Annotated in this window: 14 protein-coding genes; 10 read left to right on the top strand and 4 right to left on the bottom strand. The window is 55.6% G+C overall.

Going from position 1 to position 21,955, the window contains the following annotated elements:
* Nucleotides 1-69: 69 nt before the first annotated feature.
* Both lptG and lptF read right to left on the bottom strand, forming a co-directional pair.
* Complete coding sequence (gene lptG / locus WFN75_RS17710; RefSeq protein WP_040073863.1) at nt 70-1,152, bottom strand: LPS export ABC transporter permease LptG; 1,083 nt, start codon at nt 1,150-1,152, stop codon at nt 70-72.
* On the bottom strand, nt 1,152-2,252 hold the full coding sequence (gene lptF / locus WFN75_RS17715) for an LPS export ABC transporter permease LptF (protein WP_040073862.1): 1,101 nt from the start codon (nt 2,250-2,252) through the stop codon (nt 1,152-1,154). The genes lptG and lptF overlap by 1 nt, the downstream gene beginning before the upstream one ends.
* Nucleotides 2,253-2,518: 266 nt before the next feature.
* Between lptF and pepA the strand changes: the two genes are divergently transcribed.
* From pepA to ahr, 5 genes are all read left to right on the top strand, one after another.
* Complete coding sequence (gene pepA / locus WFN75_RS17720; RefSeq protein ID WP_040073861.1) at nt 2,519-4,030, top strand: leucyl aminopeptidase; 1,512 nt, start codon at nt 2,519-2,521, stop codon at nt 4,028-4,030.
* 67 nt (nt 4,031-4,097) lie between these two features.
* Nucleotides 4,098-4,541, top strand: a complete 444-nt coding sequence (holC, locus tag WFN75_RS17725) for a DNA polymerase III subunit chi (protein ID WP_040073860.1) — start codon at nt 4,098-4,100, stop codon at nt 4,539-4,541.
* On the top strand, nt 4,541-7,396 hold the full coding sequence (locus WFN75_RS17730; protein ID WP_207292474.1) for a valine--tRNA ligase: 2,856 nt from the start codon (nt 4,541-4,543) through the stop codon (nt 7,394-7,396). The genes holC and WFN75_RS17730 overlap by 1 nt, the downstream gene beginning before the upstream one ends.
* A 123-nt stretch (nt 7,397-7,519) precedes the next feature.
* On the top strand, nt 7,520-8,023 hold the full coding sequence (locus WFN75_RS17735) for a GNAT family N-acetyltransferase (protein WP_046885773.1): 504 nt from the start codon (nt 7,520-7,522) through the stop codon (nt 8,021-8,023).
* Between the two features lie 78 nt (nt 8,024-8,101).
* Nucleotides 8,102-9,121, top strand: a complete 1,020-nt coding sequence (gene ahr, locus WFN75_RS17740) for an NADPH-dependent aldehyde reductase Ahr (RefSeq protein ID WP_046885772.1) — start codon at nt 8,102-8,104, stop codon at nt 9,119-9,121.
* Between the two features lie 45 nt (nt 9,122-9,166).
* Here ahr and WFN75_RS17745 read toward each other — a convergent pair whose 3' ends face one another.
* Nucleotides 9,167-10,804: a glycerone kinase gene (locus WFN75_RS17745; protein WP_336996598.1), complete on the bottom strand. Its 1,638-nt coding sequence runs from the start codon at nt 10,802-10,804 to the stop codon at nt 9,167-9,169.
* 126 nt (nt 10,805-10,930) lie between these two features.
* Here WFN75_RS17745 and WFN75_RS17750 point away from each other — a divergent pair, with 126 nt between their 5' ends.
* Nucleotides 10,931-12,433, top strand: a complete 1,503-nt coding sequence (locus tag WFN75_RS17750; RefSeq protein ID WP_336996599.1) for a helicase HerA-like C-terminal domain-containing protein — start codon at nt 10,931-10,933, stop codon at nt 12,431-12,433.
* Here the strand turns inward: WFN75_RS17750 and WFN75_RS17755 are convergent.
* Entirely contained in the window at nt 12,413-13,354 is a 942-nt protein-coding gene (locus tag WFN75_RS17755) for a TIGR01212 family radical SAM protein (RefSeq protein ID WP_212476783.1), read from the bottom strand. The two genes, WFN75_RS17750 and WFN75_RS17755, sit on opposite strands and share 21 nt — an antisense overlap.
* 687 nt (nt 13,355-14,041) lie before the next feature.
* On the opposite strand from WFN75_RS17755, the gene gltB reads away from it, so the two are divergent.
* The 4 genes from gltB to WFN75_RS17775 all read left to right on the top strand — a co-directional run bounded on the left by gltB (nt 14,042) and on the right by WFN75_RS17775 (nt 21,944).
* On the top strand, nt 14,042-18,502 hold the full coding sequence (gltB, locus tag WFN75_RS17760; protein WP_046885768.1) for a glutamate synthase large subunit: 4,461 nt from the start codon (nt 14,042-14,044) through the stop codon (nt 18,500-18,502).
* A 9-nt stretch (nt 18,503-18,511) separates the two neighbouring features.
* Entirely contained in the window at nt 18,512-19,930 is a 1,419-nt protein-coding gene (gltD, locus tag WFN75_RS17765; RefSeq protein ID WP_040073853.1) for a glutamate synthase subunit GltD, read from the top strand.
* Between the two features lie 539 nt (nt 19,931-20,469).
* On the top strand, nt 20,470-21,207 hold the full coding sequence (locus WFN75_RS17770) for a DUF1120 domain-containing protein (protein ID WP_046885767.1): 738 nt from the start codon (nt 20,470-20,472) through the stop codon (nt 21,205-21,207).
* A 62-nt stretch (nt 21,208-21,269) separates the two neighbouring features.
* Complete coding sequence (locus WFN75_RS17775; RefSeq protein ID WP_040073851.1) at nt 21,270-21,944, top strand: fimbria/pilus chaperone family protein; 675 nt, start codon at nt 21,270-21,272, stop codon at nt 21,942-21,944.
* Nucleotides 21,945-21,955: the final 11 nt, after the last annotated feature.

Consider the following 21,955-nt stretch of genomic DNA (forward strand, 5'->3'; position numbering starts at 1 on the left):
GCGAAAAAGTGCGGGGTAGAGCGGGAGATACCCCTCGCTCCCACGACCGGGAGGGAGGGGTAAAGCAGGTCAGGAGCGTTTTAGCATCAGCCAGAGGCTGATAACGAAGAAAGATGCGCTTGGCAGCAGGGCACCAATCACCGGCGGTATGCCATACACCAGGGTCAGCGGACCGAAGATCTGGTCCAGCACGTAGAAGACAAAGCCAAAGCTAATCCCGGTGACGACGCGCACGCCCATGGCTACGCTACGCAGCGGCCCGAAGATAAAGGAGAGAGCCATCAACATCATGACCGCCACGGAGAGCGGCTGGAAGATTTTGCTCCACATATTGAGCTGATAACGACCGGCATCCTGGCCACTCGACTTCAGGTACTTCACATAGTTGTGAAGGCCACTGATAGAGAGTGCGTCCGGATCCAGCGCCACCACGCCGAGCTTGTCCGGCGTCAGGTTGGTTTTCCAGGTGCCACTGACGGTTTGCGAGCCCGTGATCTGTTTTGGATCCTGCAGGTTAGACTCGTCAACCTGCGACAGACGCCAAAGTTTATTCTCTGCATCAAAGGTCGCCGATGCCGCATAACGTACCGCCTGCAGGCGGCGCTGATCGTTAAAGCTATAAATGCTTACGCCGCCAAGGGAGTTGTCGCCCTTCACGCGTTCGATATAGACAAAGTTATTTCCGTCTTTCGCCCACAGCCCCTGCTGGGTTGAGAGCAGCGAGCCGCCGTACATGGCCTGCGCACGGTAGTTACGCGCCATCTGCTCGCCCTGCGGTGCCACCCATTCGCCGATGGCCATGGTCAGCAGCACCAGTGGAATGGCGGTTTTCATAACCGACAGCGCCACCTGCATACGGGTAAAGCCAGAGGCCTGCATGACAACCAGTTCACTGCGCTGTGCCAACATCCCCAGACCCAGCAGGGCACCTAACAGCGCCGCCATCGGGAAGAAGATCTGCACATCTTTTGGCATGCTGAGCAGGGTATACATACCTGCACCCAGAGCGTCGTAACTCCCCTGCCCGGCCTTTTTCAGCTGATCAACAAACTTGATGATGCCGGAGAGGGAGACCAGCATGAATAACGTCATCATGATGGTGGTAAAAATGGTTTTACCGATATAGCGGTCTAAAACGCGAAAAGCCTGCATTACACCGCTCCTTTACGCATAAAACGGGATCTGAAACGGCGCATCGGCACGGTATCCCAAAGGTTAAGCGCGATGGCCAGCAACAGATACAGCACGTTGACCGCCCAGGTCCAGATAACCGGGTCGATTTTGCCTTTCCCACCGTTCGATTTTATGGAGGTCTGCAGCAGGAAGAAGACCAGATAGAGCAGCATCGCCGGCAGCATTGACAGCACACGTCCCTGACGCGGGTTGACCACGCTCAGCGGAACCACCATCAGTGCCATCATAAACACGGTGAATACCAGCGTAATACGCCAGTGCAACTCTGCCCGGGCGCGATCGGTATCGGTGGTGAAGAGCGTACGCATGTTCATCTGATCCGTATCGCTCGGGTCCAGCGCGACCGCCTGGTGACCAATGATCGCCTGGTAGTTCTGGAAGTCGGTAATACGGAAATCGCGCAACATGGCAGTGCCTTCAAAGCGGGTGCCTTTGTTCAGCGTGACGACCTGAGACCCATCTTTAGTCTGAGAAAGCTGGCCTGAATCAGCCACCACCACGGAGGGACGGGCATTGCCTTTCGGCCGAATTTGCGCGAGGAAAACGTCGTTGAACCGGCTACCGTCAACGCTTTCGATAAACAGGACCGAGTTGCCGTCGCTGGCTTGCTGGAACTGTCCCTGGGCCAGGGCAGCCATGCCGGGGTTGGCTTTCGCTTCAGCCAGCACTTCATCCTGATGGCGCGATGACCAGGGGCCTGCCCACATCACGTTGACGGCGGCAACGATACCGGTAAACAACGCCAGTACCATGGCGGCTTTTACCAGTACCGCTTTGCTCAGTCCGCAGGCGTGCATGACGGTGATTTCACTTTCGGTATAGAGTTTACCGAGCGTCATCAGCAATCCGAGGAAAAGGCTCAACGGCAGGATCAGCTGCGCCATTTCAGGCACGCCTAACCCGAGGAGGGAAAGCACCAGATTTGTAGGAATTTCGCCGTCGACCGCTGCACCGAGGATCCTCACCAGTTTCTGACAGAAAAAAATCAGAAGCAGGATGAAGAGTATTGCCAGCTGGCTTTTGAGCGTCTCCCGCACCAGATATCTTATGATTATCACATTAAATACGCCCGTAAAAACCCGTCTTTTTGCTGGAAAATCGCTTGTTTCATGGCTTAAACGTCATTTATTCTCTTGAGTCGTCGAAATCATCGCTAAGATTAGAACACCCGACGGATTCGCGCTTCAGAAGATGTAATGATGTGTCGAAACCGTAATAACGTAAGATTAACACGAAGTCACCGCAACAGCGGGCATGAGTTACGAAAGGTTTCAATTCTATCCGTAGCGGCCGCTGTTGTCTTTAAGATTCAGGAGCGTAGTGCATGGAGTTCAGTGTAAAAAGCGGCAGCCCGGAGAAACAGCGGAGCGCCTGTATCGTTGTGGGTGTCTTTGAGCCCCGCCGCCTCTCCCCCATCGCCGAGCAACTCGACAAAATCAGCGACGGCTATATTAGTGCCCTGCTGCGCCGTGGCGAACTGGAAGGCAAACCGGGACAGACCTTATTACTGCATCATGTTCCGAACGTGCTGTCCGAGCGTATTCTTCTGATCGGCTGCGGTAAAGAACGTGAGCTGGATGAGCGCCAGTACAAACAGGTTATTCAGAAAACTATCAATACGCTGAATGATACTGGCTCAATGGAAGCGGTCTGCTTCCTCACCGAGCTGCACGTTAAAGGCCGTAACACTTACTGGAAAGTGCGTCAGGCCGTTGAGACGGCAAAAGAGTCGCTGTACAGCTTCGATCAGCTGAAAACCAATAAAAGCGAACCCCGTCGTCCGCTGCGTAAAATGGTCTTTAACGTGCCTACCCGCCGCGAACTGACCAGCGGTGAACGTGCGATTCAGCATGGCCTGGCCATCGCGGCCGGTATCAAAGCCGCAAAAGATCTGGGTAATATGCCACCAAACATCTGTAACGCCGGCTATCTGGCCTCGCAGGCGCGTCAGTTGGCCGACTCTTACAGCAAAAACGTCATCACCCGCGTGATTGGCGAGCAGCAGATGAAAGAGCTGGGCATGCACTCCTACCTCGCGGTGGGAAATGGTTCCCAGAACGAATCCCTGATGTCTGTCATTGAATACAAGGGCAATCCATCGGAAGACGCACGCCCTATCGTGCTGGTGGGTAAAGGCCTGACCTTTGACTCCGGCGGTATCTCCATCAAACCAGCCGAAGGCATGGATGAGATGAAGTACGACATGTGCGGTGCGGCGGCCGTGTACGGTGTCATGCGTATGGTGGCGGAGCTGCAACTGCCGCTTAACGTTATCGGCGTACTGGCCGGCTGTGAAAACATGCCGGGTGGCCGCGCATACCGCCCAGGCGACGTGCTGACCACCATGTCCGGTCAGACCGTTGAAGTGCTGAATACCGATGCTGAAGGCCGCCTGGTGCTGTGCGACGTCCTGACCTACGTTGAGCGCTTCGAACCTGAAGCGGTTATCGATGTGGCAACCCTGACCGGGGCCTGCGTCATTGCGCTGGGCCACCACATCACCGGCCTGATGTCGAACCATAATCCGCTGGCGCACGAGTTGATTGGCGCGTCCGAGCAGGCTGGCGACCGCGCATGGCGACTGCCGCTGGCCGACGAGTTCCAGGATCAGCTGGAGTCGAATTTCGCGGATATGGCGAATATCGGCGGCCGTCCGGGTGGTGCCATTACCGCGGGCTGTTTCCTGTCGCGTTTCACCCGTAAGTACAACTGGGCACACCTCGACATCGCGGGTACCGCATGGCGCTCCGGCAAAGCCAAAGGCGCCACCGGTCGTCCGGTTGCGCTGCTGTCGCAGTTCCTGCTCAACCGCGCCGGCTTTAACGGCGAAGAGTAAACCCGAAAGCCGGGTGGCAGATGCCACCCGGTTTCGCATTTAAAATCACCACAAGAAGCCCCATATCATGAAAAACGCAACGTTCTATATTCTGGACAACGATACACAACAGGATGGCCTGAGCGCCGTTGAACAACTGGTGTGTGACATTGCCGCAGAACGTTGGCGCAGTGGCAAGCGCGTGCTCATCGCCTGTGAAGATGAGCAGCAAGCCATTCGTCTTGATGAGGCGCTATGGGCGCGACCTGCCGAGAGTTTTGTCCCGCACAATCTGTCGGGTGAAGGGCCGCGTGGCGGTGCCCCGGTGGAGATAGCCTGGCCACAAAAACGTAACAGCAGCGCGCGCGATATCCTGATAAGCCTGCGTACTGGCTTTGCAGATTTTGCCACCGCTTTCACAGAAGTGGTAGACTTTGTCCCCTACGAAGATTCCCTGAAACAACTGGCGCGCGAACGCTATAAAGCGTACCGCCTGGCTGGTTTTAACCTGAATACGGCAACCTGGAAATAATGGAAAAGACATATAACCCACGCGATATCGAACAGCCGCTTTACGAGCACTGGGAACAGCAGGGCTATTTCAAGCCTAACGGCGATGAAAGCAAAGAGTCCTTCTGCATCATGATCCCGCCGCCGAACGTCACCGGCAGTTTGCATATGGGTCATGCTTTCCAGCAGACCATCATGGACACCATGATCCGCTACCAGCGCATGCAGGGTAAAAACACCCTGTGGCAGGCGGGGACTGACCACGCGGGTATCGCGACCCAGATGGTCGTTGAGCGTAAAATTGCCGCTGAAGAGGGTAAAACCCGCCACGACTACGGTCGCGACGCGTTCATCGACAAAATCTGGCAGTGGAAGGCAGAATCTGGCGGCACCATTACCCGCCAGATGCGTCGTCTCGGCAACTCCGTGGACTGGGAGCGCGAGCGCTTCACCATGGACGAAGGCCTCTCCAACGCTGTGAAAGAAGTGTTTGTCCGTCTGTATAAAGAGGACCTGATTTACCGTGGCAAGCGCCTGGTAAACTGGGACCCGAAACTGCGCACCGCCATCTCTGACCTGGAAGTGGAAAACCGCGAGTCAAAAGGCTCGATGTGGCACATCCGCTATCCGCTGGCCGACGGCGCAAAAACCGCAGACGGTAAAGATTACCTGGTGGTTGCTACCACCCGTCCGGAAACCCTGCTGGGCGATACCGGTGTGGCCGTTAACCCGGAAGATCCGCGCTACAAAGATCTGATCGGTAAATTTGTGGTCCTGCCGCTGGTTAACCGCCGTATTCCGATTGTGGGCGACGAACACGCCGACATGGAAAAAGGCACCGGCTGCGTGAAAATCACCCCGGCCCACGACTTCAACGACTACGAAGTCGGTCGTCGTCATCAGCTGCCGATGATCAACATTCTGACCTTCGACGGCGATATCCGTGAAAGCGCAGAAGTGTATGACACGAAAGGCAACGAGTCTGATGTTTACGCAAGTGACATCCCGGCCGAGTTCCAGAAGCTGGAACGCTTCGCCGCGCGTAAAGCGATCGTCGCTGCCGTAGATGCGCTGGGCCTGCTGGAAGAGATCAAGCCTCACGATCTGACCGTGCCATACGGCGACCGTGGCGGTGTGGTTATCGAGCCAATGTTAACCGACCAGTGGTATGTGCGTGCCGACGTGCTGGCTAAACCTGCTGTTGAAGCGGTTGAAAACGGCAGCATCCAGTTCGTGCCGAAACAGTATGAAAACATGTACTTCTCCTGGATGCGTGACATTCAGGACTGGTGTATCTCCCGTCAGCTGTGGTGGGGCCACCGTATTCCGGCGTGGTATGACAACGAAGGCAACGTCTACGTTGGCCGCACCGAAGACGAAGTGCGTCAGGAAAACAACCTGGGCGCTGACGTTGCCCTGCGTCAGGACGAAGACGTGCTGGATACCTGGTTCTCCTCCGCACTCTGGACCTTCTCTACCCTCGGCTGGCCGGAAAATACCGATGCCCTGCGTCAGTTCCACCCAACCAGCGTGATGGTTTCCGGCTTCGACATCATCTTCTTCTGGATCGCCCGCATGATCATGATGACCATGCACTTTATTAAAGATGAAGACGGCAAACCGCAGATCCCGTTTAAGACGATCTACATGACTGGCCTTATCCGCGACGACGAAGGTCAGAAGATGTCTAAATCCAAGGGTAACGTTATTGACCCGCTGGATATGGTCGACGGTATTTCGCTGGAAGAGCTGCTGGAAAAACGTACCGGCAACATGATGCAGCCGCAGCTGGCCGAGAAGATCCGCAAGCGTACCGAGAAGCAGTTCCCGAACGGGATTGAGTCTCACGGTACCGACGCCCTGCGCTTCACCCTGGCGGCGCTGGCCTCTACCGGCCGCGACATCAACTGGGACATGAAGCGTCTGGAAGGTTACCGTAACTTCTGTAACAAGCTGTGGAACGCCAGCCGTTTCGTGCTGATGAATACCGAAGACCAAGATTGCGGCTTTAACGGCGGCGAGATGACGCTGTCGCTGGCAGACCGCTGGATCCTGGCGGAATTCAACCAGACGGTGAAAGCCTTCCGTGACGCCCTGGACAGCTTCCGCTTCGACATCGCGGCAGGCATCCTGTACGAATTCACCTGGAACCAGTTCTGCGACTGGTATCTGGAGCTGGCGAAGCCGGTGATGAACGGTGGTTCTGAAGCAGAACTGCGCGGTACGCGTAATACGCTGATCACCGTGCTGGAAGGTCTGCTGCGCCTGGCGCACCCGGTCATTCCGTTCATTACTGAAACTATCTGGCAGCGCGTGAAGGTGATTGCAGGTATCAACGCCGACACCATCATGCTACAGCCGTTCCCGGAGTTCGATGCCGCTAAAGTAGATGAAGCCGCATCAGCTGATACCGAATGGCTGAAACAGGCGATTGTTGCTGTGCGTAACGTTCGTGCAGAAATGAACATCGCCCCGAGCAAGCCGCTGGAACTGCTGCTGCGCGGTTGCAGCGAGGCTGCCGTTCGTCGTGTGAATGAGAACAGCACCTTCCTGAAAACCATGGCGCGTCTGGAGAGCATCACCGTGCTGCCTGCCGATGACAAAGGTCCGGTTTCTGTGACCAAAATCATCGACGGCGCCGAGCTGCTGATCCCAATGGCGGGTCTGATCGACAAAGATGCCGAGCTGGCGCGTCTGGCGAAGGAAGTGGCGAAAGTCGACGTGGAAATTGGCAAAATCGAAAGCAAACTGGCGAACGAAGGCTTTGTCGCCCGCGCGCCGGAAGCGGTCATCGCCAAAGAGCGTGAGCGTCTGGTTGCTTTCGCCGATGCAAAAACCAAACTGATTGAGCAGCAGGCGGTTATCGCAGCCCTGTAATGCTTTTACCCCTTACGCTTCAGGGCGTAAGGGGTTTCCTCCCTGAAAACTCCTCGCTTGCACTCCCTTTGCTCCAGTGCTATTAACAGCAGCTGTGTGTCAATTTTTGTCATGAGTAATGCTATGAGCGTGATTGCCCCCGTCGCGACGACGATGCGTCGTATCACTGAACAGGACAACCCGGCTATCGCCGCCGTTATCCGCACCGTTTCCGCCGAATATGGCCTCACGGCCGATAAAGGCTACACCGTAGCCGATCCAAACCTTGATGAGCTGTTCCAGCTATACAGCCAGCCGGGCCACGCCTACTGGATCATTGAGCAGGCAGGCAAGGTTGTGGGCGGTGGCGGCGTGGCGCCTTTGACCTGCAGCGAGCCCGATATCTGTGAACTACAGAAGATGTACTTTCTGCCCGCCATTCGCGGCCAGGGGCTGGCGAAAAAGCTGGCGCTGGTTGCGCTTGAACACGCGCGCGCTGAGGGCTTCACCCGCTGTTATCTCGAAACCACCGCGTTCCTCAAAGAGGCCATTGGCCTGTATGAACACCTGGGCTTCGAACATATTGACGCGCCGCTGGGTTGCACCGGCCACGTCGACTGCGAAGTGCGGATGCTAAAGACCCTCTGATACTGCCCCCATTCTGTTAAGCGGCTGTAAACTGAATGCTCTACACTCTCAGTTCAACACCATAACGGGGGAATAAAGATGTCGATGATAAAAAGCTATGCCGCGCCGCAGGCGGGTGCAGAACTTGAGCTGTACGAGTACGATGCGGGTGAGCTAAAAGCAGAAGACGTCGAAGTTCAGGTAGATTATTGCGGCATTTGCCACTCAGACCTGTCGATGATCGACAACGAATGGGGCTTTTCAAACTATCCCCTGGTTGCCGGGCATGAGGTCATCGGCCGTGTGGTTGCGCTGGGCACTGCCGCGCAGGACAAAGGGTTGAAAGTTGGCCAGCGCGTGGGCATTGGCTGGACGGCACGCAGCTGTGGACATTGTGATGCCTGTATCAGCGGCAACCAGATTAACTGTCTGGAAGGCACGGTACCTACCATTCTCAATAAGGGCGGGTTCGCCGACAAACTGCGCGCCGACTGGCAGTGGGTGATCCCGCTACCGGACAGCATTGATATCGAATCCGCAGGCCCGCTGCTCTGCGGCGGTATTACGGTATTTAAACCGCTGCTGATGCACCACATCACCGCCACCAGCCGCGTGGGCGTAATTGGTATTGGCGGACTGGGCCACATTGCCATTAAGTTACTGCACGCCATGGGCTGCGAAGTGACAGCGTTCAGCTCTAACCCGGCGAAAGAGCAGGAAGTACTGGCGATGGGCGCCGATAAAGTGGTGAACAGCCGCGATCCGGAAGCCCTGAAAGCGCTGGCGGGTCAGTTCGATCTGATCATCAACACCGTGAACGTCGATCTCGACTGGCAGCCGTACTTTGAAGCGCTGGCCTACGGCGGTAACTTCCATACCGTTGGTGCAGTGCTGAAGCCGCTGCCGGTTCCGGCATTTACCCTGATTGGTGGCGATCGCAGCGTATCTGGCTCTGCAACCGGCACACCGTTTGAGTTGCGCAAACTGATGAAGTTTGCCGGACGCACCAAAGTGTCCCCAACCACCGAACTGTATCCGATGTCGAAAATCAATGAGGCGATCCAGCACGTGCGCGACGGCAAGGCCCGTTACCGCGTGGTATTAAAAGCCGATTTCTGATGTGACTACGCCGGGTGGCGGCATCGCCCCACCCGGTTCTCTTCGCTACTTCGCCAGCGCTTTAAACACCTCTGCCACCGCTACCGCACCCGGATCGGTCACCCCCTGTAGATTCTCTTTATTGACATAGGATGAACGCCCCGCGCCGGCTTTGTGCATGCTGGCCGTCGCCTCTGCACCCTGCTGAGCGGCCTGTGCAGCAGCCTGAATATCCCCTTGCTGCAAAGCTTCCAGCGCAGGCTGGAGCGCATCGATCAGGGTGCGATCCCCAGGCGCGGCCCCGCCGTAATGCTTCATTTGTGCCAACCCGCTCAACAACGATTCCGGCACGGTTTTCCCCTCCAGCAACGACTGCCCGGCGGCGGTAAAGAAGATCGACATCAATACGCCGCTCGAGCCGCCCATCACCGTCGCCAGTCTTTCACCCACCAGCAATAACAACTTCGCGGGGTCATTTAGCGGCAGCTGCTTTTGCGCAAGCCGTTGGGCTATCTCCTTCGCACCTTGCGCAAAGGTAGATCCGGTATCGCCATCGCCTACTTTCGCATCCAGCGCGTTGAGCCGGTTTTCCAGATCCAGCAGCGTCTGCGTCGCTGCGCCCACCCACGCGGCAATTTGCGCATTATCGGAGGGGGTAAATTCCACTTTGTCGCGCACAACCTCGTGCGATACCGTACGCATTGGCGCAAAGGCGACGGGTTTTTGCCAGCCCAGGGTCTCCACTGGCGAATTGAGTGCCTGCTCAAAGGTGTCGTTCAGCTTCAAACACGAGAGCGAAAAGCCTTTCATATCCAGCGAACTGACCAGCGTCGCCGGGCCGATGAGCCAGTCAATCTGGTCTTTTACCGCTGAATGCGCCAGCTCTTTGGTAAGCTGCGCCATCTCCAACGCAGATACGCCGCCGAGGTTATTGATCATAACCGCCAGCCGCCCGGCGCCAGCCTGCTCCTGCAGCGGTTTCACCAGGGTGTCGATGATTGTTTTACTGTTCTGGGTATCGACAATCGACGCACCCGGCTCACCGTGGATCCCGAGACCCAGCTCGACTTGCCCCTGCTGGATACGTCCCTCCTCTTCATCGCTGCCGGGCAGACTGCATGTGCGCATCGCCACACCGAGGCTCCAGAGGTTATCGCAGGCCTGCTGGGCGAGATCCCGAACCTCACGGAGCGATTTCCCCTGCTCGGCAGCGTAACCGGCTATCTTATGCACCAGCACCGTACCTGCAATGCCGCGCGGCTGCTTGTTATCAGGCAGAGCAATGTCGTCGGCCACAATCACCATTTCGACGTTCAGCCCGTAGCCCTTGGCCTTTTCTGCCGCGAGGCCAAAGTTCAGACGATCGCCGGTATAGTTTTTGACGATCAACAGGCAGCCATGCTCGCCCGTTACCGCCACGATCGCATTCAACACCGCGTCAACGCTCGGCGAAGCAAAAAGATCGCCGCACACCGCTGCGGTGAGCATCCCCTTGCCCACAAATCCGGCATGGGCGGGTTCATGACCCGAACCACCGCCGGAAATAACCGCCACGCGGCTTTTATCCCAGTCAGCACGGGCGACAACGCGAATAGCCGGGTCGATATCAAGCCTGGCGAGATTAGCGTGTGGTGTAGAAATCAGCATGCCTTCAATGGCGTCATTGACCAGCTGTTCGCGGTCGTTAAAAAAGAATCTGGACATAATTTCCCAAAAAGTTGATAACCGTATGGAAAAGCATAGTCCGCACTGGGTAATGCGCAGCAAACAAAGGAATTTGCGCATCAGGTTGCCTATACTCCACCCAGTGCCCAGAAAAGGAATTGGATCATGAGTACTCCTCTGCTAATTGCTCGTACGCTGGATCACGAGCTGTTTCTCCTCCCTGCAATGGCAAACCGACACGGGCTCATTACCGGTGCCACCGGCACGGGCAAAACCGTCACCCTACAAAAGCTGGCTGAATCATTCTCAAGCTGTGGCGTACCGGTATTTATGGCCGATGTGAAGGGCGATTTAACCGGCATTGCGCAGGAGGGCGTTGGCTCAGAGAAGCTGCTCGCCAGACTGAAAAACATCGGTGTGACCGACTGGCAACCGCAGGGTAACCCGGTCGTCTTGTGGGATATCTTCGGCGAAAAAGGCCACCCGGTACGTGCCACCGTTTCCGATCTGGGCCCGCTGCTGCTGGCACGGCTGCTCAATCTGAACGAGGTGCAGTCTGGCGTGCTGAATATCATCTTTCGTATTGCCGACGAACAGGGATTACTGTTGCTGGATTTCAAAGATCTTCGCGCTATCACCCACTATATTGGTGATAACGCCAAATCTTTCCAGACCCAGTATGGCAACATCAGTTCCGCCTCGATTGGCGCCATTCAGCGTGGATTGCTCACGCTTGAGCAGCAAGGCGCCGGACACTTCTTCGGCGAACCGATGCTGGATATTAAGGACTGGATGCGCACCGACAGTAACGGTAAGGGCATCATTAACATTCTGAGCGCGGAAAAGCTCTATCAGATGCCCAAACTGTACGCCGCCAGTCTGCTGTGGATGCTCTCTGAAATATATGAACAACTCCCTGAAGCGGGCGATCTGGAAAAACCCAAACTGGTGTTCTTCTTTGACGAAGCACATCTGCTGTTCAGCGATGCTCCGCAGGTCTTACTCGACAAGATTGAACAAGTGATCCGTTTGATCCGCTCGAAAGGGGTTGGCGTCTGGTTTGTTTCGCAAAATCCGTCCGATATCCCTGACAACGTACTGGGTCAGTTAGGTAACCGCGTACAGCACGCTCTGCGCGCCTTCACGCCAAAAGATCAAAAAGCAGTTAAAGCGGCCGCACAGACCATGCGCGCCAATCCAGCGTTCAGTACGGAAGAGGCAATTCAGGCGCTGGGCACCGGTGAAGCCTTGATCTCCTTCCTGGATGTCAAAGGCAGCCCCTCAGTGGTAGAGCGCGCAATGGTGATCGCACCCAACTCACGTATGGGGCCCGTCACTGACGATGAACGTAACGGGCTAATTAACCACTCTCCGGTTTACGGCAAATACGAAGACGAGATCGATCGGGAATCGGCTTTTGAAAAGTTACAGGCGGGGATAGAGGCGAGCCCGCAGCAGCAGAGTGCTCCCACTGCGAAAGGCGATGCAGCGGCCACGGACGATGGCATTCTGGGCGGGCTCAAAGATATTCTGTTTGGCAGCACCGGGCCGCGCGGGGGTAAGCGCGACGGCGTGGTACAAACTATGGCGAAAAGCGCAGCCCGCCAGGTCACCAATCAGATCGTACGCGGCATGCTGGGCAGCTTGTTAGGCGGACGTAGACGCTAAAGGTGATACCCAAGGGCGCCCCAGGGCACTCCCCTGAACCCCGTGCTCATTGAGGTATTTATCGATTTCCACCATCCCCGTCCAGCGGTTCTCGCACCAGAGCGGTGCCAGCAGCGTTGGACGGCGGGCGCTGGCAGATATACGGTGGTAAACCACTTCTGGCGGCGTATGGCGGATCATCTCCCCCGCCGTCACGGTGTACTCTTCGAGTGTAATTCCATTTACCCTTCCCGCTTCCCAGGCCTTTGCCATAATACTGCCGGTCACGATATGTAGCGGATGCAGCTTGATACCATCCACGCCGGTTTCGACCACGTTTTCCAGCGTCTCAAGTCCCTGCTGCAGCCCCTCTCCGGGCAAGCCTACAATCAGATGCGAGCATACCTTAAGCCCCCGTTCACGCGCCAGCCGCGTAGTGCGCTGGTAGCAGGCAAAGTCATGGCCGCGATTAATACGGTGCAGCGTTTTGTCGTGCGCGCTCTGTAACCCCAGCTCCAACCAGACTTCATAGCCCTGCGCGTGATATTCGCTCAGCAGGTCTAATACGGCATCGGGGACACAATCCGGACGCGTGCCGACACAGAGCCCGACGATATTCGCCTGGCTTACGGCCTGCTGATACATGGCGCGCAGTACCTGCACCTCTGCCCAGGTGCTGGTATAAGCCTGGAAGTAGGCCAGATAATGTCTGGCGCGATTGACCCGGCTCGCCTGATGCGCCAACTGTTCAGCGATGGAGTGCTGCTGTTGTGTTTCATCGGCGAAAGAGGCCACGTTGCAGAAGGTACAGCCGCCACGGCCAATAGTTCCATCGCGGTTGGGGCAGCTGAAACCACCGTGCAGCGTCAGCTTATGGACCTTTTCGCCATAACGACGTAAAAGATCCCCACCAAACATATTGACTAATTTCTGTAACTGCATAATCTGATAGACCGCCCCGCTGAAAGGGGCCTAGCCTGCCATTTTTAGCCACAGTCGGCGATGACCTGGATCAATCGCCCTGGACGGCTATTATTCATTTGAATAAAAAATCAAGATTACTGCAATTTCATTCAAGCATTCGCCAATTACTTTTCCTTATGTTCAGCCGCTTTTTTTCATTTATAGCGTCACTGCTGAAAAACAGTGTGATTATGCGGGTTTGATCGCCACACCAGAGTAATATCCTGCCAAAAACAAGCTTTTCAGCATCCCACGTGGATAATACCGCTTTCAGATAGTGAGTCAGATCACACTACCCCACTCCCTCCCTTTGCCTATTGTGGTTGTAAAAATCGTTAAATGTCTTTTTATTTCAGATAATTAAACATGCTTTAGCACATTTTCGTATAAATAAGATTGCCATTTGACCTGATAACCGATTCCCGATAAGTTGGAAATCCGCTGGAAGCTTTCTGGATGAGCAGTCTGCTCATCATATTTATGCAGTAATTGAGATTCCCTCTGAAGCAAGTCCTCAAACTTGTTTACCTGCGCGAAAGGATGAAAAAGAGGGCGAATGCGAGGTACGCGTATGAAACGCAAACCCCGTCGCCATGCTCTTTCTGTGCCTGTGCGCCACGGTTAAGTTCAGTGGGAAGCCCGACGAGCCTAGGGAGGTTCACTGATATGTTGTACGATAAATCCCTTGAGAAGGATAACTGTGGTTTCGGCCTGATCGCCCACATAGAAGGCGAACCTAGCCACAAGGTAGTGCGTACTGCCATTCACGCACTGGCCCGCATGCAGCACCGTGGTGCCATCCTTGCCGATGGTAAAACCGGCGACGGTTGCGGTCTGCTGCTGCAAAAACCGGATCGTTTCTTCCGCATCGTAGCGGAAGAGCGCGGCTGGCGTTTAGCCAAAAACTACGCTGTCGGCATGCTGTTCCTGAATCAGGATCCTGAAAAAGCTGCCGCCTCACGCCGCATCGTCGAAGAAGAACTTCAACGAGAAACTCTGTCGATTGTCGGCTGGCGCGATGTGCCTACCAACGAAGGGGTGCTCGGTGAAATCGCCCTCTCCTCGCTGCCTCGTATTGAACAGATTTTTGTCAACGCGCCTGCGGGCTGGCGTCCACGCGATATGGAACGCCGTCTGTTTATTGCGCGTCGCCGCATTGAAAAACGTCTCCAGGAAGACAAAGAGTTCTACGTCTGTAGCCTCTCCAACCTGGTGAACATCTATAAAGGTCTGTGTATGCCGGCTGACCTGCCGCGCTTCTACCTGGACCTGGCGGACCTGCGTCTGGAATCGGCCATTTGCCTGTTCCACCAGCGCTTCTCCACCAACACCGTTCCACGCTGGCCGCTGGCTCAGCCGTTCCGCTATCTGGCACACAACGGCGAGATCAACACCATCACCGGTAACCGCCAGTGGGCGCGCGCCCGTACCTATAAGTTCCAGACGCCGCTGATCCCCGATCTGCACGACGCCGCACCGTTCGTGAACGAAACCGGCTCGGACTCCAGCTCCATGGATAACATGCTTGAGCTGCTGCTGGCTGGCGGGATGGACATCGTCCGTGCCATGCGTCTGCTTGTGCCACCGGCCTGGCAGAACAACCCGGACATGGATCCTGAACTGCGCGCGTTCTTCGACTTTAACTCCATGCACATGGAGCCGTGGGACGGCCCGGCGGGCATTGTTATGTCCGATGGCCGCTTTGCCGCCTGTAACCTGGACCGTAACGGCCTGCGTCCTGCGCGCTACGTCATCACCAAAGATAAGCTCATCACCTGCGCGTCTGAAGTCGGCATCTGGGATTACCAGCCTGATGAAGTGGTCGAGAAAGGCCGCGTCGGCCCGGGCGAGCTGATGGTTATCGATACCCGTGGCGGGCGTATTCTTCACTCCGCTGAAACCGATAACGATCTGAAAAGCCGCCACCCGTACAAAGAGTGGATGGAGAAAAACGTTCGTCGTCTGGTGCCTTTTGAAGAGCTGCCGGACGAAGAAGTGGGTAGCCGTGAGATGGATGACGATGCGCTCGCGAGCTTCCAGAAACAGTTTAACTACAGCGCGGAAGAGCTGGACTCGGTTATCCGCGTACTGGGCGAAAATGGCCAGGAAGCGGTCGGATCAATGGGCGACGATACCCCATTTGCCGTCCTCTCCAGCCAGCCGCGTATTATTTATGACTACTTCCGCCAGCAGTTTGCGCAGGTAACCAACCCGCCAATCGATCCGCTGCGTGAAGCGCACGTCATGTCGCTGGCCACCAGCATCGGCCGCGAGATGAACGTCTTCTGCGAAGCCGAAGGCCAGGCGCACCGTCTGACCTTTAAATCGCCGATTCTGCTCTATTCCGATTTCAAACAGCTAACGACGCTGCAAGAGGATCACTATCGCGCCGACACGCTTGATATTACCTTCGACGTGACCGAAGCGACCCTCGAAGAGACGGTAAAAGCGCTGTGCGACAAAGCGGAGCAGATGGTACGTAACGGTACCGTGCTGCTGGTGCTCTCTGACCGCAACATTGCCAAAAACCGTCTGCCGGTGCCTGCGCCGATGGCGGTGGGAGCGATTCAAACCCGTCTGGTGGATAAGAGCCTGCGCTGCGACGCCAACATCATTGTTGAAACCGCCAGCGCCCGCGATCCGCACCACTTCGCCGTGCTGTTAGGCTTTGGTGCGACAGCCATCTACCCGTACCTGGCCTACGAAACGCTGGCGAAGCTGGTCGATAGCCGTGCCATCGACAAAGATTACCGCACTGTCATGTTGAACTACCGCAACGGTATCAACAAAGGTCTGTACAAGATTATGTCCAAGATGGGCATCTCGACTATTGCCTCTTACCGCTGTTCGAAGCTGTTTGAAGCCGTGGGTCTGCATGACGATGTGGCAGAACTCTGCTTCCAGGGCGTGATCAGCCGCATCAGCGGCGCGGGTTTTGCTGATTTCCAGCAAGACCTGCTCAACCTTTCCAAACGTGCATGGCTGGCGCGTAAACCACTGGAACAAGGTGGTCTACTGAAATACGTTCACGGGGGCGAATACCACGCCTATAACCCGGACGTTGTGCGCACGCTGCAGCAGGCAGTGCAGAGCGGCGAGTACAGCGACTATCAGCAGTACGCTGAACTGGTCAATAACCGTCCGGCGGCAACGCTGCGCGACCTGATTGCCCTGAATCCAGGTGATGAAGCGGTCAGCATCGATGACGTTGAACCGGCGTCCGAGCTGTTTAAGCGCTTCGATACCGCGGCGATGTCTATCGGCGCGCTCAGCCCGGAAGCTCATGAAGCGCTGGCAGAAGCCATGAACAGCATCGGCGGCAACTCGAACTCCGGCGAAGGCGGCGAAGATCCTGCGCGCTACGGTACCAATAAAGTGTCGCGCATTAAGCAGGTGGCCTCCGGTCGCTTTGGCGTAACGCCTGCGTACCTGGTCAACGCCGACGTGATTCAGATTAAAGTTGCTCAGGGGGCAAAACCGGGCGAAGGCGGTCAGTTGCCGGGTGATAAAGTCACGCCGTACATCGCTAAATTGCGCTACTCGGTGCCGGGCGTGACGCTGATCTCCCCGCCGCCGCACCACGATATCTACTCTATCGAGGACTTAGCGCAGCTGATTTTCGACCTGAAACAGGTTAACCCGCAGGCGATGATCTCCGTGAAGCTGGTTTCCGAACCGGGCGTCGGCACCATCGCGACCGGCGTGGCAAAAGCCTACGCAGACTTGATCACCATCGCCGGCTACGACGGCGGTACCGGCGCAAGCCCGCTCTCCTCCGTGAAATACGCTGGCTGTCCGTGGGAGCTGGGCCTGGTGGAAACCCAGCAGGCGCTGGTGGCGAACGGCCTGCGCCACAAGATCCGCCTGCAGGTGGACGGGGGTCTTAAAACCGGCCTCGACATCATCAAGGCGGCGATCCTCGGTGCAGAAAGCTTTGGCTTCGGCACCGGCCCGATGGTGGCGCTGGGCTGTAAATACCTGCGTATTTGCCACCTCAACAACTGCGCAACCGGTGTGGCAACCCAGGACGAGAAGCTGCGTAAGAACCATTACCACGGTCTTCCCTTCAAAGTGACCAACTACTTTGAATTTATTGCCCGCGAAACGCGCGAGCTGATGGCGCAGCTGGGCGTGAAGCGACTGGTGGATCTGATTGGCCGTACCGACCTGCTGAAAGAGCTGGAAGGATTTACCGCCAAACAGCAGAAACTGGAGCTGAGCAAGCTGCTGGAAACCGCGCAGCCGCACCCTGGCAAAGCGGTCTATTGCACCGAGAAAAACCCGCCGTTTGACAACGGCGTGCTGAATGCACAGTTGCTGCAGCAGGCGAAGCCGTATGTGGATGATAAGCAGAGCAAAACCTTCTGGTTTGATATCCGCAATACTGACCGCTCCGTCGGCGCATCGCTCTCCGGCTACATCGCGCAAACGCATGGCGACCAGGGCCTGGCGTCCGATCCGATTACCGCGCACTTCAGCGGCACGGCGGGTCAGAGCTTCGGCGTCTGGAACGCGGGCGGCGTGGAGCTGTACCTGACCGGCGATGCCAACGACTACGTGGGTAAAGGCATGGCGGGTGGTCTGCTGGCGGTGCGTCCGCCGGTCGGTTCTGCCTTCCGTAGCCACGAAGCCAGCATTATCGGTAACACCTGCCTGTACGGCGCGACCGGCGGTCGTCTGTTTGCAGCCGGTCGTGCGGGTGAGCGTTTTGCAGTGCGTAACTCCGGTGCTATCACCGTGGTAGAAGGTATTGGCGACAACGGTTGTGAGTATATGACCGGCGGGATCGTCTGTGTTCTGGGCAAAACCGGTGTGAACTTCGGTGCCGGTATGACGGGCGGCTTCGCCTACGTGCTGGACGAAAGCGGTGATTTCCGTAAACGTGTAAACCCGGAGCTGGTTGAAGTGCTGGATGTTGAATCCCTGGCGATCCACGAAGAGCATCTGCGCGGTCTTATCACCGAGCACGTGCAGCATACCGGTTCTTCACGCGGCGAAGAGATTCTGGCGAACTGGCCAGCCTTCTCCTCGAAATTCGCGCTGGTTAAACCGAAGTCCAGCGATGTTAAAGCCCTGTTGGGTCACCGTAGTCGTAGCGCAGCAGAGCTGCGCGTGCAGGCGCAGTAAGGGGTAGCAATGAGCCAGAACGTATACCAGTTTATCGACCTGCAGCGTGTTGATCCGCCAAAGAAACCGCTGAAGATCCGTAAAATTGAATTTGTAGAAATCTATGAGCCGTTTTCAGAAGGCCAGGCCAAAGCGCAGGCAGACCGCTGCCTGTCCTGCGGTAACCCTTACTGCGAATGGAAATGCCCGGTCCATAACTACATCCCGAACTGGCTGAAGCTGGCCAATGAAGGACGTATTTTTGAAGCCGCCGAACTGTCTCACCAGACCAACACCCTGCCGGAAGTGTGCGGTCGCGTCTGCCCGCAGGACCGCCTGTGTGAAGGCTCCTGTACGCTGAACGACGAGTTTGGTGCGGTGACCATCGGTAACATCGAACGCTATATCAACGATAAAGCGTTCGAAATGGGCTGGCGTCCGGATATGACCGGCGTGCGTCAAACCGACAAGCGCGTGGCGATCATTGGTGCAGGCCCGGCGGGCCTGGCCTGTGCCGACGTCCTGACCCGTAACGGCGTGAAGGCGGTGGTCTTCGACCGTCATCCGGAAATCGGCGGCCTGCTGACCTTCGGCATCCCGGCCTTCAAGCTGGAAAAAGAGGTCATGACCCGCCGCCGCGAAATCTTCACCGGCATGGGCATTGAGTTCAAACTGAATGTGGAAGTGGGCCGCGACGTGCAGCTCGACGACCTGCTGAAGGATTACGACGCCGTATTCCTGGGCGTGGGTACCTATCAGTCCATGCGCGGTGGTCTGGAGAATGAAGATGCGCCAGGCGTGTACGACGCCCTGCCGTTCCTGATTGCCAACACCAAACAGCTGATGGGCTACGGTGAAACGACCAACGAGCCCTTCGTGAGCATGGAAGGTAAACGCGTCGTGGTGCTGGGCGGCGGCGATACCGCGATGGACTGCGTGCGAACCTCTATTCGTCAGAATGCGGCGCACGTTATCTGCGCCTATCGTCGTGATGAAGAGAACATGCCAGGCTCAAGACGCGAAGTGAAAAACGCGCGTGAAGAGGGTGTCGAGTTCCAGTTCAACATCCAGCCGCTGGGTATTGAAGTGAATGCAAACGGCAAGGTGAGCGGCGTGAAGATGGCGCGTACCGAGATGGGGGCGCCGGATGCGAAAGGTCGTCGTCGTGCAGAAATCGTTGCCGGCTCCGAGCATGTGATCCCGGCAGATGCGGTGGTGATGGCGTTTGGTTTCCGTCCCCACAGCATGGAGTGGCTGGCGAAGCACAGCGTTGAGCTGGATTCGCAGGGTCGCGTGATTGCCCCGGAAGGCAGCGACAACGCCTTCCAGACCAGCAACCCGAAAATCTTCGCCGGTGGCGATATCGTTCGCGGTTCTGACCTGGTGGTCACGGCGATTGCCGAAGGGCGCAAAGCGGCTGACGGCATTATGAACTACCTAGAAGTATAAAACGCGTAAAGACAGGCCATCTCGTCTATTAAAGATGGCCTGTCACATTCATCAGTTAATGATTTTCCCACCTAAAAATAGCCCTCTTACTCCATTAATAAGCATTTAAATTTTGCAAGATCATTTTTGCATAAAATTATCCAGCGGCGTAATTGCCGCTTTTACGGCTTTAAATAAAATCACGCTTATAATAAAAACCCTTAAATGGCCTCGACAGAGACATTAAATAATAACGTCCAGATAATTTTAATTGGTTATTAAAAGCTTTAAAAACAGATGGTTTAGTATAAATACATTCAACAAATCAATACGAACCAAATGAATTCTTAATACTCGAGTTGCTAATTCACATTAGCCTAAAGAGTATTTAATATAGGAATAGCTAAAGCAACACACTCTAACCCATGCCAATTAAGCGTTAATAATCATCTTAACAGGATGATCGTTAATCCCTGAATGGCATTGTTGTAACGAATCTTAATTCACTACAACGCTTTTATTAACACACCGTAATTTTATCAGTAAGGATATTTGATACTATGAACATGAAATGGAAAATTTCTGCAGTCGCGCTGTGCTCTGCACTGTCATTTGCAACTTTTAATGCAGCAGCCGCTGGCAGCGTAACCATGGGCGTAAAAGGCTCTATCACCCCGGGTTCTTGCACGCCAACCCTGAGCGCAGCTGAGATTGACTTCGGCACCATCACTGCTTCCACCCTGACCGCAGTAGCGCCTGCACTGAACCAGCTGGGTTCACGTGATATTACTCTTTCTATTGCCTGCACCGGCGCAACGGGAGTGGCATTTGCCGCTAACGACAACCGCCTCGAATCTGTCGTTCCGCTGAGCACTGATACTTTTATTGCCAATGCCAGCCCTAACCAGACCAACTACTCCGTAGGCAACAGTTCTCAGGCGTTTGGTCTGGGTACCGTTGGGACAACGAAGATCGGTGCATACACCATTGCCATGAAAATGAGTGACATCACCGCGACCGATGGCGCTGATGCCAACCTGCCTGTAGATATGCTCTCCGTTCGTGCAGGCATCACTACCTGGAGCAAAGCGAATACCGGCATGTTGAGTCCCTTTAATGGTACCAGTGCAAATATCGTCACCTTTGCGCGTACCGGTACCCTGGCTCCGGTCGCTATTAAAACCGCGAGCGTACCGCTGACCATCACTGCCGCTGTACAACCAATGTCTGCCTTCAGCAGCGCAAGTGAAAGCATTACTCTGAGTGGTAATGCAACTATCGGTCTGATTTACCTGTAATACGCCGGCCTGCGAACGGAACGTTCGCAGGCCTTTTTACTATTTTTTTAGCTGATGTGTTTATGAAAAAACATTTCCTACCCACCCTGCTTATTCTTTATTCGGCGCAAAGTCTGGCGTCAGGAATGGTTCCTGAAACCACAATGCTTCTGGTCGATGAAAGCAAAGGCGAAGCCAGTATTAATATTACCAATACGGACAGCACCCCTGCGCTTTTATATACCCGCGTCACAGAGCTACCGGGCAGTAAGAGCACTACCCGTCTGGTGGCTACTCAGCCAGTGGTTCGCTTAGAAGCAGGCCAGGTACAGCGTGTGCGCTTTATGTTGCAAACATCCGGTCCGTTACAGCAGCAGGAAATGAAACGTGTAAGTTTTGAAGGGATCCCGGCCAAAACGAAGGATGGCAACCGTCTCGCCGTCACGATACGCCAGGATTTACCGGTAATTATTCAGCCAACCTCTCTGCCAGAAGACTTACAACCCTGGAAGCATCTGCAATGGCAAAAAAAAGGCAGTGATATTGATATAGTCAACCCCGGAAAATATGTCGTTCGGATGTCACCAAGATTTATTTCCATGCCTTCAGGGAAAGAAGGTCATCTTCCGGCAACCTATATTCTGCCCGGCACTCACATCACAGTGAAATTACCTCAGACAACCGACTCTAAAATTAAATTCTTCCCGGCCAGCCGCTATGGCTATACAGGAGAAAGTTATACCACCGCATTACAATAAAAGGGAATAGA

Source organism: Leclercia sp. UBA7405 (assembly GCF_037152215.1).
GTDB classification, from domain to species: domain Bacteria; phylum Pseudomonadota; class Gammaproteobacteria; order Enterobacterales; family Enterobacteriaceae; genus Enterobacter; species Enterobacter pneumoniae.